The organism is Enterobacter sp. MF024, from assembly GCF_005843915.1.
GTDB lineage: Bacteria > Pseudomonadota > Gammaproteobacteria > Enterobacterales > Enterobacteriaceae > Enterobacter > Enterobacter barmai.
In genome coordinates, this window is sequence record NZ_VCBB01000006.1 from 162,854 (window position 1) to 177,246 (window position 14,393).

At 55.7% G+C, this 14,393-nt stretch carries 13 protein-coding genes and 1 tRNA gene; 12 read left to right on the plus strand and 2 right to left on the minus strand.

The window, feature by feature from the left end:
• Positions 1-8 precede the first annotated feature (8 nt).
• Positions 9-84: transfer RNA gene (locus FFB58_RS12890), tRNA-Gly, on the plus strand.
• A 270-nt stretch (positions 85-354) separates the two neighbouring features.
• On the opposite strand, the gene queG is transcribed toward FFB58_RS12890, so the two are convergent.
• On the minus strand, positions 355-1,494 hold the full coding sequence (gene queG, locus FFB58_RS12895) for a tRNA epoxyqueuosine(34) reductase QueG (RefSeq protein WP_039028435.1): 1,140 nt from the start codon (positions 1,492-1,494) through the stop codon (positions 355-357).
• On the opposite strand from queG, the gene nnr reads away from it, so the two are divergent.
• The 9 genes from nnr to hflC all read left to right on the plus strand — a co-directional run bounded on the left by nnr (position 1,493) and on the right by hflC (position 11,732).
• Positions 1,493-3,019, plus strand: coding sequence for a bifunctional ADP-dependent NAD(P)H-hydrate dehydratase/NAD(P)H-hydrate epimerase (gene nnr, locus FFB58_RS12900; protein ID WP_138370082.1), 1,527 nt, complete (start codon positions 1,493-1,495; stop codon positions 3,017-3,019). The two genes, queG and nnr, sit on opposite strands and share 2 nt — an antisense overlap.
• Entirely contained in the window at positions 3,012-3,473 is a 462-nt protein-coding gene (gene tsaE, locus FFB58_RS12905) for a tRNA (adenosine(37)-N6)-threonylcarbamoyltransferase complex ATPase subunit type 1 TsaE (RefSeq protein WP_039028437.1), read from the plus strand. Before nnr ends, tsaE begins: the two co-directional genes overlap by 8 nt.
• A gap of 16 nt (positions 3,474-3,489) precedes the next feature.
• Complete coding sequence (gene amiB, locus FFB58_RS12910; RefSeq protein WP_138370083.1) at positions 3,490-4,818, plus strand: N-acetylmuramoyl-L-alanine amidase AmiB; 1,329 nt, start codon at positions 3,490-3,492, stop codon at positions 4,816-4,818.
• A gap of 9 nt (positions 4,819-4,827) precedes the next feature.
• Positions 4,828-6,675 (plus strand): DNA mismatch repair endonuclease MutL, encoded by a 1,848-nt coding sequence (mutL, locus tag FFB58_RS12915; protein ID WP_138370084.1) that lies wholly within the window; start codon positions 4,828-4,830, stop codon positions 6,673-6,675.
• Positions 6,668-7,618: a tRNA (adenosine(37)-N6)-dimethylallyltransferase MiaA gene (miaA, locus tag FFB58_RS12920; protein ID WP_138370085.1), complete on the plus strand. Its 951-nt coding sequence runs from the start codon at positions 6,668-6,670 to the stop codon at positions 7,616-7,618. The genes mutL and miaA overlap by 8 nt, the downstream gene beginning before the upstream one ends.
• A gap of 85 nt (positions 7,619-7,703) precedes the next feature.
• Positions 7,704-8,012, plus strand: coding sequence for an RNA chaperone Hfq (gene hfq, locus FFB58_RS12925; protein ID WP_032616179.1), 309 nt, complete (start codon positions 7,704-7,706; stop codon positions 8,010-8,012).
• Positions 8,013-8,089: 77 nt separating this feature from the next.
• A complete protein-coding gene (gene hflX, locus FFB58_RS12930; RefSeq protein WP_039028441.1) occupies positions 8,090-9,370 on the plus strand; it encodes a ribosome rescue GTPase HflX in 1,281 nt (426 codons plus the stop codon).
• Positions 9,371-9,471: 101 nt separating this feature from the next.
• Entirely contained in the window at positions 9,472-10,728 is a 1,257-nt protein-coding gene (hflK, locus tag FFB58_RS12935) for an FtsH protease activity modulator HflK (RefSeq protein ID WP_039028442.1), read from the plus strand.
• A 2-nt stretch (positions 10,729-10,730) separates the two neighbouring features.
• Complete coding sequence (gene hflC / locus FFB58_RS12940) at positions 10,731-11,732, plus strand: protease modulator HflC (protein ID WP_039028443.1); 1,002 nt, start codon at positions 10,731-10,733, stop codon at positions 11,730-11,732.
• Between the two features lie 69 nt (positions 11,733-11,801).
• On the opposite strand, the gene FFB58_RS12945 is transcribed toward hflC, so the two are convergent.
• Positions 11,802-12,092, minus strand: a complete 291-nt coding sequence (locus FFB58_RS12945; protein ID WP_138370086.1) for a hypothetical protein — start codon at positions 12,090-12,092, stop codon at positions 11,802-11,804.
• Positions 12,093-12,460: 368 nt separating this feature from the next.
• On the opposite strand from FFB58_RS12945, the gene FFB58_RS12950 reads away from it, so the two are divergent.
• Complete coding sequence (locus FFB58_RS12950) at positions 12,461-13,759, plus strand: adenylosuccinate synthase (RefSeq protein ID WP_039028486.1); 1,299 nt, start codon at positions 12,461-12,463, stop codon at positions 13,757-13,759.
• Between the two features lie 191 nt (positions 13,760-13,950).
• Positions 13,951-14,376, plus strand: a complete 426-nt coding sequence (gene nsrR, locus FFB58_RS12955) for a nitric oxide-sensing transcriptional repressor NsrR (protein WP_039028444.1) — start codon at positions 13,951-13,953, stop codon at positions 14,374-14,376.
• Positions 14,377-14,393 lie beyond the last annotated feature (17 nt).

A 14,393-nucleotide genomic window follows, 5' to 3' on the forward strand; every position in this document is an offset into this window, starting at 1 on the left:
CCACCCAAGCGGGAATAGCTCAGTTGGTAGAGCACGACCTTGCCAAGGTCGGGGTCGCGAGTTCGAGTCTCGTTTCCCGCTCCAAATTTTATCTCCTCCTCCAGATATCCACAGCGGAAAGCCCCGCCAGGGATGATTTGTTTCATTTCTGACAAACTCTTCTTAACAGACTTATCCACAGCTTTGTCTTTTTCTGACGATTACTCAATTACTTCGCCTGATGAATAGTAACTTTATAATTCCTTGAAAATTATAAATAAAATTTCATTTCAAATTGTTAAGCCGATCACTTGACCTGTAGCCGCACCCAGAGTACTTCTGGCTTTTGATTTTTATTCACAGCCTGTGGAAACATCATGCATCGCGCGGCAGCCCTTTTTCGATCACGCGTACCAGCCTGATTTTCTGCGGTAATTGCACCTCCACCACACAGGCGTTTCGCTTGTCTATTTGCTGCGCAACCGCCCACTCTATGTGCTCATCGAGAAGTGGGTGCTCACCCCGGCGACTTTCCAGCGCCTGAATATTGGCCTCATCCCAGGGGGCATTTCCCAGCGCAACGGCGACATTACGCAGCCAGCGCAGGTGACCAATACGGCGAATCGCCGATCCTTCTGTCACTTTCAGGAACCAGGCTTCGCTCCAGGCGAACAGTTCGATCAGCGGAGGCGCGTGCAATGCCTTGCGGGGGCTGAAGTCGTCCTCTTCCGTTAACTGCGAGTAACGGTTCCACGGGCAGATCAACTGACAGTCATCGCAACCGTAGATGCGATTGCCGATTAAGGGACGAAACTCTTCCGGGATGGCCCCTTCAAGTTCAATGGTCAGGTACGAGATGCAGCGGCGGGCATCGACGGTATACGGCTCGACAATGGCCCCGGTGGGGCAGATAGTCATACAGGCCACGCAGCGGCCGCAGCCTTCTTCGACCGGTTTATCCACCGGTAAAGGGATATCAACCAGCAACTCGCCAAGGAAGAAGAAAGAGCCGGCGTCGCGGCTGAGGATAAGTGAGTGCTTACCTGTCCAGCCGAGCCCGGCTTTTTCAGCCAGCGGGCGCTCGAGAACAGGCGCAGAATCGACAAAGGGTCTAAAATTCAGCGTGGCGCACTGCTCCTGAATCCTTTCCCCAAGCTTTTTGAGTCGGTTACGCAAAAGTTTATGATAATCACGCCCCAGGGCATAACGGCTGACATAGCCCAGCGACGGATTTTTCAGCGTACTGGCAAAAGCAGCCCCGGTGGGAAGGTAGTTCATACGCACGCTGATCACGCGCAGGGTTCCCGGCAAGAGTTCATGCGGGCGGGCGCGCATCATGCCGTGGCGCGCCATCCACTCCATCTCGCCGTGGTATTGATTATCCAGCCATGCCTGCAGCTTTGGCTCGCTGGCAGAGAGATCGGTATCGGTGATACCCACGTGTTGAAAACCAAGCTCAGCGCCCCACTGTTTAATGTTTTGCGCTAACTGATTGAGATCGAGGGGCTGTGACATGACGGACCATACTGTGAAGAAAAACCCTGCAAGTATACCACACTCTGTCTGGCCCGCGGATGACCTGCGGCGCGCCGAAAAAGAGGCGGCAGACAGTCTCGGCATAACCCTTTACGAACTGATGCAGCGCGCGGGCGAGGCGGCTTTTACCGTTGCCCGCACGGCATACCCGCAGTCCCGCCACTGGCTGATCCTGTGCGGTCATGGCAATAACGGCGGCGATGGCTATGTGGTTGCCCGCCTGGCGCTTGCCGCAGGCATTACCGTCACGCTGCTGGCGCTGGAAAGCGACAAACCCCTTCCGGAAGAGGCAACCAACGCGCGGCAAGCCTGGCTGGACGCGGCGGGAGTGATCCACGCTGCGGATACGCCCTGGCCGGAAGGTATCGACCTGATCGTCGACGGCCTGCTGGGAACCGGTTTACACAGCGCACCTCGCGATGAGGTCGCCGGATTAATCACCCATGCAAACCAACATAAAGCGCCCATCGTGGCGCTGGATATTCCCTCCGGGCTGGTTGCCCAGACGGGCACCACGCCGGGGGCGGTCATTCAAGCCGACCATACGTTGACCTTTATCGCCCTTAAACCCGGCCTGCTGACCGGTAAAGCGCGCGATGTGGTCGGGACGTTGCATCATAACGCCCTTGGACTGGAGGGGTGGCTCGCCGGGCAGGAGACGGGTATTACGCGCTTTGATGCCTCGCATCTGGCGCAGTGGCTGCCGCCACGCCGTCCCACATCCCATAAGGGCGATCACGGCAGGCTGGTGATTATCGGCGGCGATCATGGTACTGCGGGCGCTATCCGTATGACCGGCGAAGCGGCGCTGCGTACGGGGGCGGGGCTGGTGCGCGTGCTGACGCGCAGCGAAAATATCGCGCCGATCGTCACCGCCCGGCCTGAACTTATGGTGCATGAACTGACGCCAGAGTCGCTGGAAGACAGCCTGCAATGGGCCGATGTGGTGGTGATTGGACCTGGTCTGGGGCAGGAGTCATGGGGGAAAGAGGCATTACGCAAGGTCGGGAATTTCCGGCATGCGATGCTGTGGGACGCTGACGCGCTGAACCTTCTGGCAATCAACCCGGATAAACGTCACAATCGCATCCTGACGCCGCACCCTGGCGAAGCCGCGCGGCTGCTTAACTGCAGCGTTGCAGAAATTGAAAGCGATCGCTTACATTCTGCCCAGCGTCTGGTAAAACGTTACGGTGGTGTTGTGGTTCTGAAAGGCGCCGGTACCGTCGTCGCCAGCGAGAGCGGAGTGGCAGGCATCGTGGATGTCGGCAATGCCGGAATGGCGAGCGGCGGAATGGGCGACGTGCTCTCGGGTATTATCGGAGCGTTGCTCGGACAGAAACTGGCGCTTTATGATGCCGCCTGCGCAGGCTGCGTCGCGCATGGTGCAGCTGCCGACAGGCTGGCGGACCAGTACGGCACGCGCGGCATGCTGGCAACCGATCTTTTTGACGCGCTACGGCGTGTCGTTAACCCAAGAATAATTGACGTAGAAAATGATTAATCGAGTGATCCCTTTACCCGACGAACAGGCAACTTTAGATCTCGGCCAGCGCGTGGCGCAGGCCTGCGAGGGCGCAACCGTCATCTATCTGTATGGCGATCTTGGTGCGGGTAAGACCACCTTTAGCCGGGGCTTCTTGCAGGCGCTGGGGCATCAGGGAAATGTGAAAAGCCCAACCTACACGCTGGTTGAGCCCTACACCCTGGAAAATCTGATGGTGTACCACTTCGATCTCTATCGCCTTGCCGATCCTGAAGAGCTGGAATTTATGGGGATCCGTGACTACTTCGCCAACGATGCCATTTGCCTCGTGGAGTGGCCGCAGCAGGGTACCGGCGTCTTGCCTGAACCCGACGTTGAAATTCACCTGGAGTATCAGGCGCAAGGGCGTGAGGCCCGCGTGACTGCTGTCTCTGCATCAGGAAAATCGATACTGGCGCGTTTAGCCGGTTAAGTTAAGAGATAACGGGATGATTAATCGCGTTAAAAGTTGGTTGATAGCAGCAACGGTGCTGTTTTGTGCACAGGCCGGGGCGGCAACATTGTCCGATATTCAGGTTTCCAACGGAGACAATCAGGCCCGGATCACCTTCAGCTTTATGGGCGATCCTGAGTATGCGTTTTCGCAGGTCGATAAGCGCAGCGTTGCGCTGGATATCAAACAGACCGGCGTCATCAAAGGGCTGCCGCTCCAGTTCAGCGGCAATAACCTGGTGCAAAGCATCCGTTCAGGTACGCCAAAAGACGCGCAGTCCCTGCGTCTGGTGGTCGATTTAACCCAAAACGGCAAGACCCGGGCGGTGAAGCAGCAGAACGGTGCGAACTACATGGTGGTCTTTACCATCAACGCCGATGCGCCGCCGCCTCCTCCGCCACCGGTGGTGGTGAAGCGTATGGAGGAGCCTGTCGTTGCGCCGCGCCCTTCAGAGCCAGCGCGAAATCCGTTTAAATCCGGCAGCGATCGTATTACCAGCGTCACCAGCAGCAACACGGTAACCCGTCCGGCAGCGCAGGCGCGCCGTCAGGTAAACGGCGATAAAGTCATTATTGCGATTGATGCCGGACACGGTGGCGATGATCCTGGCGCCATCGGGCCGGGTGGTACGCGTGAGAAGAACGTGACCATTGCCATTGCCCGTAAGCTGCGGACCTTGCTGAACGACGACCCGATGTTTAAAGGCGTGTTAACCCGTGACGGCGATTATTTTATCTCGGTCATGGGCCGCTCAGACGTGGCGCGCCAGCAGAACGCTAATTTCCTCGTCTCTGTGCACGCCGATGCCGCTCCCAACCGCAACGCGACGGGGGCATCCGTATGGGTGCTTTCCAACCGTCGTGCTAACAGCGAAATGGCAAACTGGCTTGAGGAACATGAAAAGCAATCCGAGCTGTTAGGCGGGGCAGGTGACGTACTGGCGAACAGCCAGTCGGATCCCTACCTGAGCCAGGCGGTGCTGGATTTACAGTTCGGCCATTCCCAGCGCGTCGGGTATGATGTGGCGACTAACGTCCTGAGCCAACTGCAAAGCGTGGGTTCCCTGCATAAGCGCCGTCCGGAACATGCCAGCCTGGGCGTGCTGCGCTCGCCGGATATCCCGTCCATCCTCGTGGAGACGGGCTTTATCAGTAATAACGGTGAAGAGCGCCTGCTGGCCAGCGACAGCTATCAGCAGCAGATTGCCGAAGCGATTTACAAGGGCCTGCGTAAGTACTTTGATGCGCATCCGCTCCAGTCTGCACCACAGGGTGGCGCGGAGCAGACCGCCATGTTACCGGGCGAGTCGTCCTCGACCCATTAAGGAGATTTCATGCCGATTCAGGTTCTGCCGCCGCAGCTTGCGAACCAAATCGCCGCCGGTGAGGTGGTGGAACGTCCTGCATCGGTCGTGAAAGAACTGGTGGAAAACAGTCTCGATGCGGGCGCGACCCGCATCGATATTGATATCGAACGCGGCGGTGCGAAACTCATTCGAATTCGCGATAACGGCTGCGGTATTAAAAAAGAGGAGCTGGCACTGGCGCTGGCTCGCCACGCCACCAGTAAAATTGCCTCCCTCGACGACCTTGAAGCCATCATCAGCCTCGGTTTTCGCGGCGAAGCGCTGGCCAGTATTAGCTCTGTCTCCCGCCTGACGCTCACCTCCCGCACCGCTGAACAGCAGGAAGCCTGGCAGGCTTACGCCGAAGGCCGGGATATGGACGTGACGGTGAAACCTGCCGCGCACCCGGTGGGTACAACGCTGGAAGTGCTGGATCTCTTCTATAACACCCCCGCGCGGCGCAAGTTTATGCGTACCGAGAAAACCGAATTCGGCCACATCGACGAGATCATTCGCCGTATCGCCCTGGCGCGCTTCGATGTCACCATCAATTTGAGCCACAACGGCAAGGTGATGCGTCAGTACCGCGCCGTGGCGCAGGGCGGGCAGAAAGAGCGTCGGCTTGGCGCCATCTGCGGAACCCCGTTCCTGGAACAGGCGCTGGCCATTGAGTGGCAGCATGGCGATCTGACCCTGCGCGGCTGGGTAGCGGATCCGAAAGCGAACAGTTCCGCATTTGCCGAGATCCAGTATTGCTACGTGAACGGCCGCATGATGCGTGACCGTCTCATCAACCATGCGATCCGCCAGGCGTGCGAGGATAAACTGGGCGCCGGCGAGCAGCCCGCTTTTGTGCTGTATCTGGAGATCGACCCGCATCAGGTGGACGTCAACGTCCATCCGGCGAAACATGAAGTGCGTTTTCATCAGTCGCGGCTGGTACATGACTTTATCTATCAGGGCGTGCTGAGCGTATTGCAGCAGCAGGCCGAGCCGGGCTTGCCGTTGAGCGAAGAGGTGCCCGCTCCACGTCCGATCCCGGAGAACCGTGTTGCGGCGGGCAGAAACCAGTTTGCTGAACCCGCGGTGGCGCGGGAACCTGCCGCCCCGCGTTTTTCGTCTGGCGGCTCAGCCCCCCGGGCGTCTGGCGCGAATTATCCTCATGCCCAGCCGGGCTACCAGAAGCAGGCGGGAGCGGTATATCGCACCTTGCTCGACACTCCTGCTCCGGCGCAAAAAGCGGATGAGGTCGTCCCCACGACGCCAGCGCTGGCGAGCCATAGCCAGAGTTTTGGCCGGGTGCTGACCATCGTCGCGCCCGATGCGGCGCTGCTGGAGCGTGACGGTCAGCTGGCGCTGCTCTCCCTGCCGGTCGCCGAACGCTGGCTGAAACAGGCGCAGCTGGCGCCGGGTCCGCATCAGGCCTGCGCACAGCCGTTGCTGATCCCGGTGCGGATAAAAATCTCACCGCAGGAGACGCAGGTTGTGCAGCGTCATCAGGCTGCCCTTGCTGAAATGGGTATTGAAATGGTGCAGGAGTCGCATCATGTCACGCTTCGTGCCGTGCCTTTACCCTTACGCCAACAAAATTTACAAAACTTGATTCCTGAACTGATAGGCTACCTGGCGCAGCAGACAACGTTTGATGCCGCCAATACCGCGCAGTGGATTGCCCGCCAGCTGGCAAGCGACCACCCGACGTGGAGCATGGCGCAGGCTATCACCGTGCTGGCAGAGGTCGAACGTCTCTGTCCGCATCTGGTGAAAGCGCCGCCGGGTGGTTTGTTGCAACTTATAGATCTACAAACGGCTAAGACCGCCCTGAAAAATGAGTGACTTGAGTAATACCAGCCTGCCAAAGGCGATATTTTTGATGGGGCCAACGGCCTCGGGCAAAACTGCGTTAGCCATTGAGTTACGTAAAGTTTTGCCAGTAGAGTTGATTAGCGTTGATTCCGCCCTTATTTATCAGGGGATGGATATTGGTACGGCTAAGCCTAACGCAGACGAGTTACGCGCGGCACCGCACCGATTACTGGACATTCTCGACCCGGCGCAGGCTTATTCGGCGGCTGATTTTCGTCGCGATGCGCTGGCGCATATGGCTGAGATCACAGCAGCAGGACGTATCCCGCTGCTGGTGGGCGGAACAATGCTGTATTTCAAAGCCTTACTGGAAGGGCTGTCGCCGCTACCTTCGGCCGATCCGGCAGTAAGAGCAAAGATTGAGCATCAGGCAGCAGAGCAGGGGTGGGGTGCGCTGCATGAGCAACTGGCAGAGATCGATCCGGTTGCTGCAGCACGTATTCATCCAAATGATCCGCAAAGGCTTTCCCGGGCACTGGAAGTTTTTTTCATTTCGGGTAAAACTTTAACGGAACTGACGCAAACGTCAGGAGAGGCTCTGCCGTATCAGGTGCATCAGTTCGCCATCGCCCCGGCGAGCCGTGAACTGCTCCATCAGCGAATTGAGCAGCGTTTTCATCAGATGTTGGCTTCAGATTTTGAAGCAGAAGTGCGGGCGCTATTTGCCCGTGGAGATTTGCATACGGACATGCCTTCCATTCGTTGTGTGGGTTATCGCCAGATGTGGTCATACATTGAAGGTGAAATATCACATGATGAAATGGTTTATCGAGGTATTTGCGCCACGAGACAGTTGGCGAAGCGCCAGATAACCTGGTTGCGCGGTTGGGACGGGGTTCACTGGTTAGACAGTGAAAAGCCGCAACAGGCGTTACACGATGTATTACAGGTTGTTGGTGATATCGCAGACTGAATGTGTACAATTAAGCCGTATCGTGCGCAATTTTTCAGAATCGCAAGGTTCTAAGTACAAAACAAGCATATAAGGAAAAGATAGAATGGCTAAGGGGCAATCTTTACAAGATCCGTTCTTGAACGCACTGCGTCGGGAACGTGTTCCAGTTTCTATTTATTTGGTGAATGGTATTAAGCTGCAAGGTCAGATTGAATCTTTCGATCAGTTCGTGATCCTGTTGAAAAACACGGTCAGCCAGATGGTCTACAAGCACGCGATTTCTACTGTTGTTCCGTCTCGCCCGGTATCTCATCACAGCAATAACGCTGGCGGCGGTTCCAGTAACTACCATCACGGCAGCAACGCACAGGGCTCTTCAGCGCCTGCGCAGGACAGCGAAGAAACCGAATAAGGTTACTGGCTGTTATTTCCATATCGGGGAGCCAGGTTTTCTGCGTTCCCCGCTGATCTTTTTTGAGGGGTTTACGCTTGTTTGACCGTTACGATGCCGGTGAGCAGGCGGTGCTGGTACACATCTATTTTTCGCAAGACAAAGATATGGAAGATCTCCAGGAGTTTGAATCTCTGGTCTCTTCCGCCGGTGTCGAAGCAATGCAGGTGATTACCGGTAGCCGTAAAGCGCCGCACCCAAAGTATTTTGTTGGTGAAGGTAAAGCAGTAGAGATTGCGGATGCCGTTAAAGCGACTGGCGCATCAGTCGTGCTGTTCGATCACGCTCTGACACCGGCCCAGGAACGCAACCTGGAACGTCTGTGCGAATGCCGGGTTATCGATCGGACGGGTTTGATTTTAGACATTTTTGCCCAACGTGCACGTACCCATGAAGGGAAACTGCAGGTTGAGCTGGCGCAGCTGCGCCATCTGGCGACGCGCCTGGTGCGTGGCTGGACACACCTTGAACGACAAAAGGGCGGGATTGGTTTGCGCGGCCCGGGTGAAACCCAGCTCGAAACCGACCGTCGCTTGCTGCGTGGCCGTATTACCCAGATCCTCTCACGACTGGAAAAAGTTGAGAAGCAACGCGAGCAGGGGCGCCGCTCCCGACAGAAAGCTGACATCCCGACGGTGTCGCTGGTCGGTTATACCAACGCCGGTAAATCCACCCTGTTTAACCAGATAACCGAAGCCCAGGTATATGCCGCAGACCAGCTGTTTGCGACCCTGGATCCGACGCTGCGCCGCATAGACGTGACGGACGTCGGTGAAACCGTGCTGGCGGATACCGTTGGGTTTATCCGTCATCTGCCGCACGATCTGGTGGCCGCGTTTAAAGCGACTCTGCAGGAGACCCGTCAGGCGACGTTGCTGTTGCACGTCATTGACGCTGCGGATGTCCGCCTGCAGGAAAATATTGATGCAGTGAATATCGTGCTGGAAGAGATTGATGCCCACGAGATCCCGACGCTGCTGGTAATGAACAAGATCGATATGCTGGACGGTTTTGAGCCACGTATCGACAGGAATGAAGAGAACATACCGATTCGGGTCTGGCTATCTGCTCAGACCGGTGTTGGTGTACCACTGCTTTTCCAGGCCTTAACAGAACGCCTTTCCGGTGAAGTGGCTCAGCACACGCTGCGTCTCCCGCCAGAAGAAGGCCGACTGCGCAGCCGTTTTTATCAGCTTCAGGCGATAGAAAAAGAGTGGATGGAGGATGACGGCAGCGTGGGGTTGCAGGTACGTATGCCAATCGTTGACTGGCGTCGCCTCTGTAAACAAGAACCTGCGCTGGTCGACTACGTCGTCTGACCGGAAAGGAGATGCCTGAAGGATTTTGCCCTTTGGGATACCCGCATCGCTGCACAGGCGTTTGAGGGTATATCACCGCATAACAAATATGGAGCACATACATGGCGTGGAATCAGCCCGGTAATAACGGACAAGACCGCGACCCGTGGGGGAGCAGCAATAATCAAGGCGGCAACTCCGGGGGAAATGGCAACAAAGGTGGTCGCGAGCAGGGGCCACCCGATCTGGATGATATCTTCCGCAAGCTGAGTAAAAAGCTGGGCGGACTTGGCGGTGGTAAAGGCACTGGCGGTGGTACTGGCCAGGGGCCGCGTCCTCATATGGGCGGTCGCGTGGTGGGCATTGTTGCAGCAGCAGCGGTGATCATCTGGGCAGCCAGCGGATTCTACACAATCAAAGAAGCCGAGCGCGGTGTTGTTACCCGTTTTGGTAAATTCAGCCATCTGGTTGAGCCAGGCCTGAACTGGAAGCCAACCTTTATCGATGACGTCACGGCGGTGAACGTTGAATCGGTACGTGAACTGGCGGCCTCTGGCGTGATGCTGACGTCCGATGAGAACGTCGTGCGCGTTGAGATGAACGTGCAGTATCGCGTAACCGATCCGCAGCACTATCTGTTCAGCGTGACCAGCGCAGATGACAGCCTGCGTCAGGCTACCGACAGCGCCCTGCGTGGCGTAATCGGTAAATACACCATGGATCGCATTCTGACCGAAGGTCGTACCGTTATTCGTAGCGATACCCAGCGCGAGCTGGAAGAAACCATTCGTCCGTACAACATGGGTATCACCCTGCTGGACGTCAACTTCCAGGCCGCTCGTCCGCCGGAAGAGGTGAAGGCCGCGTTTGATGATGCGATTGCTGCACGTGAAAACGAACAGCAGTACATCCGTGAAGCGGAAGCGTACATCAACGAAGTACAGCCGCGTGCTAACGGCCAGGCACAGCGTATCCTCGAAGAGGCGCGCGCCTATAAGACTCAGACCATCCTCGAAGCACAGGGTGAAGTGGCGCGTTTTGCGAAGCTGCTGCCTGAATATAAAGCCGCACCGGAAATTACCCGTGAGCGTCTGTATATCGAGACCATGGAGAAAGTGCTGAGCCACACCCGTAAGGTGCTGGTCAATGACAGCAAAAATGGCAACCTGATGGTTCTGCCGCTGGATCAGATGCTGAAAGGCGGTAACGCCGCGGGCGCGAAGAACGACAACAGCGGGGCGAATAACCTGCTGCGTCTGCCACCTGCGTCAACGGGTAACTCCAGTGCCAACACCAGCTCTTCTTCAAGCGATGGTGACATCATGGACCAACGCCGCGCCAACGCGCAGCGTAACGACTACCAGCGTCAGGGGGAATAACGATGCGTAAGTCAGTTATTGCGATCATCATCATCGTGCTGGTCGTGCTTTATACCTCTATTTTTGTCGTAAAAGAGGGTGAGCGCGGTATTACCCTGCGTTTTGGCAAAGTTCTGCGTGACAGCGAAAACAAACCGCTGGTTTACGAGCCGGGTCTGCACTTTAAGATCCCAATGATCGAGTCGGTTAAAACGCTGGATGCTCGTATCCAGACCATGGATAACCAGGCCGATCGCTTTGTGACCAAAGAGAAGAAAGACCTGATCGTCGACTCCTATATCAAATGGCGTATCAGCGACTTCAGCCGTTACTACCTGGCGACAGGCGGTGGCGATGTTTCACAGGCAGAAGTGCTGCTGAAACGTAAGTTCTCTGACCGTCTGCGTTCGGAAATCGGTCGTCTGGATGTGAAAGACATAGTTACCGACTCCCGCGGCCGTCTGACCCTGGAAGTGCGCGATGCGCTGAACTCCGGCTCTGCGGGCACGGAAGATGAAGTGACAACCCCAGCGGCTGACGATGCAATCGCCAAAGCGGCGGAGCGCGTTCAGGCTGAAACCAACGGTAAAGTCGCGGTCATTAACCCGAACAGTATGGCGGCGTTAGGTATTGAAGTAGTTGACGTGCGTATCAAGCAGATCAACCTGCCGACTGAAGTGTCTGAAGCGATCTACAACCGTATGCGTGCAGAACGTGAAGCGGTAGCGCGTCGCCATCGTTCACAAGGTCAGGAAGAGGCAGAGAAACTGCGTGCGACCGCGGACTATGAAGTGACCAAAACGCTGGCAGAAGCGGAGCGTCAGGGTCGTATCCAGCGTGGTGAAGGCGATGCCGAAGCCGCGAAACTGTTCGCCGATGCGTTCAGCCAGGATCCGGACTTCTACGCCTTTATCCGTAGCCTGCGTGCTTATGAGAGCAGCTTTAAGAGCAATCAGGACGTGATGGTTCTAAGCCCGGACAGCGATTTCTTCCGCTATATGAAGTCACCGACAACCACTCGCTGATTTCCCGGCTTCAAAAAATGATAATGGCGCCTCTATGAGGCGCCATTTTTTTGCATGCTACTGTGTCACTCAGTTGCCAAGCCATTTATTCAGCAGGTTACCGACAACCGGAAGATTTGCCAGGGTAGATTCAATGGTTCCGCCCACGGTTTTGCCAACAGAAGTACCCAGGTTTTTGCCCAGATCCGGGGCAACAGTGGCAAGATTGATGGTACCAAACAGCGGCAGCTCAACTGTCAGCTGATCAGAGCTCATTGACCACGCTTTTTCACCAATTTTACCGCCCAGAGATGCCAGTCCATCCTGCAGCCAGCCCGCACCACCAACGTATTCCATTTCTACGATTGTTAATTCTTTCATTTTAATCATCCTAATTAATGAGTTTATGCCGCCCCCTCATGGGGCGCGAAAGGATCCTGACAACCTTTTAAATATTCAGCAATACCAGTGGTTTATGAATTTTATTTCATCTCGTTAAATCACATTTACTCATAACAGGAAGCGGTAACGTCTAACGATGAAACAAAAGCGGTTATCATTTCATCCTGTTTTTATGCGGTCTTTACCGCACCGCTTGTGATGAAAATCGGCACGTCACACAAGATATTGAGGTAATCGTTTAACTGGCGAGGAACCCGCCAATTTCGCCGAAATTTGTATACAAAAAAAGCTGAACATCATCAAAACCGATGGTAGAATCCATTTTTAAGCAATCGGTGATTTTGAAAATGGGTAACAACGTCGTCGTACTGGGCACCCAATGGGGTGACGAAGGTAAAGGGAAGATCGTCGATCTTCTGACTGAACGTGCTAAATTTGTTGTACGCTATCAGGGTGGTCATAACGCTGGCCATACTCTCGTAATCAACGGTGAAAAAACCGTCCTCCATCTTATTCCATCAGGTATTCTTCGTGACAATGTGACCAGCATCATCGGTAACGGTGTTGTGCTGTCTCCTGCCGCGCTGATGAAAGAGATGAAAGGCCTGGAAGACCGTGGCATCCCGGTTCGCGAGCGTCTGCTGCTCTCCGAAGCCTGTCCGCTGATCCTCGACTACCACGTTGCGCTGGACCTGGCGCGTGAAAAAGCGCGCGGCGCGAAAGCGATCGGTACAACCGGTCGTGGTATTGGCCCGGCTTACGAAGATAAAGTTGCCCGTCGCGGCCTGCGCGTTGGCGACCTGTTCGACAAAGCCACCTTTGCTGAAAAACTGAAAGAAGTGATGGAATATCACAACTTCCAGCTGGTGAATTTCTACAAAGTTGACGCTGTTGACTACCAGAAAGTGCTGGATGATGTCATGGCAATCGCTGACATCCTGACCGGTATGGTTGTTGATGTGTCCGATCTGCTGGACCAGGCGCGCAAACGTGGCGATTTCGTCATGTTCGAAGGTGCGCAGGGTACGCTGCTGGATATCGACCACGGTACCTATCCCTACGTAACCTCCTCTAACACCACCGCAGGTGGCGTGGCAACCGGCTCTGGCCTGGGTCCGCGTTATGTGGATTACGTTCTGGGGATCATCAAAGCTTACTCCACTCGCGTGGGTGCCGGTCCATTCCCGACCGAGCTGTTTGATGAAACCGGCGAGTTCCTGTGCAAGCAAGGTAACGAGTTTGGCGCGACCACCGGTCGTCGTCGTCGTACCGGCTGGCTGGATGCAGTTGCTGTGCGCCGTGCGGTGCAGATCAACTCCCTGTCTGGCTTCTGCCTGACCAAGCTGGACGTGCTGGACGGCCTGAAAGAAGTGAAAATCTGTGTTGCCTACCGTATGCCGGATGGCCGCGAAGTGACGACCACTCCGCTGGCTGCAGACGACTGGCAGGGTATTGAGCCAATCTACGAAACCATGCCAGGCTGGTCTGAGACCACCTTTGGCGTGAAAGAGCGTAGCGGTCTGCCGCAGGCGGCGCTGGATTACATCCAGCGTATTGAAGAACTGACCGGCGTGCCGATTGATATTATCTCTACCGGCCCGGATCGTTCTGAAACGATGATCCTGCGCGACCCGTTCGACGCATAATCTTCGTGAATACTGGCCTGCGGGGTGACCCGTAGGCCGGATAAGCGTAGCGCCATCCGGCGACCGCTCCTGGATCCCCGCTTTTTCACCCCGTCTGTCAAATAAATTCGCCGTTGACTATCTGGCTGGTTTATCATCATTAATGAATATCTCTGCGGAACTCCCGCGTTTTACCCTTTCCTGAGGTTGATGTGCAGTTAACAAGTTTCACCGATTACGGATTACGCGCGCTGATCTACATGGCGTCGTTACCCGATGGGAAAATGACCAGTATCTCTGAGGTGACAGAGGTGTACGGTGTGTCCCGTAATCATATGGTCAAAATAATCAATCAACTTAGCCGTGCCGGATACGTTGCTGCCGTCCGCGGGAAAAATGGCGGCATCCGCCTGGGTAAACCGGCACAGAGTATTCGTGTTGGTGATGTGGTGCGCGAACTGGAGCCATTGTCTCTGGTGAACTGCAGCAGCGCCTTCTGCCACATTACCCCCGCCTGTCGACTGAAACAGGCGCTTTCTAAGGCCGTGCAAAGTTTTCTCATGGAGCTGGATAACTACACGCTGGCCGATTTGGTTGAAGAGAATCAACCGCTGTATAAATTATTGCTGGTGGAATGAAGAAAACGTCCACCGGA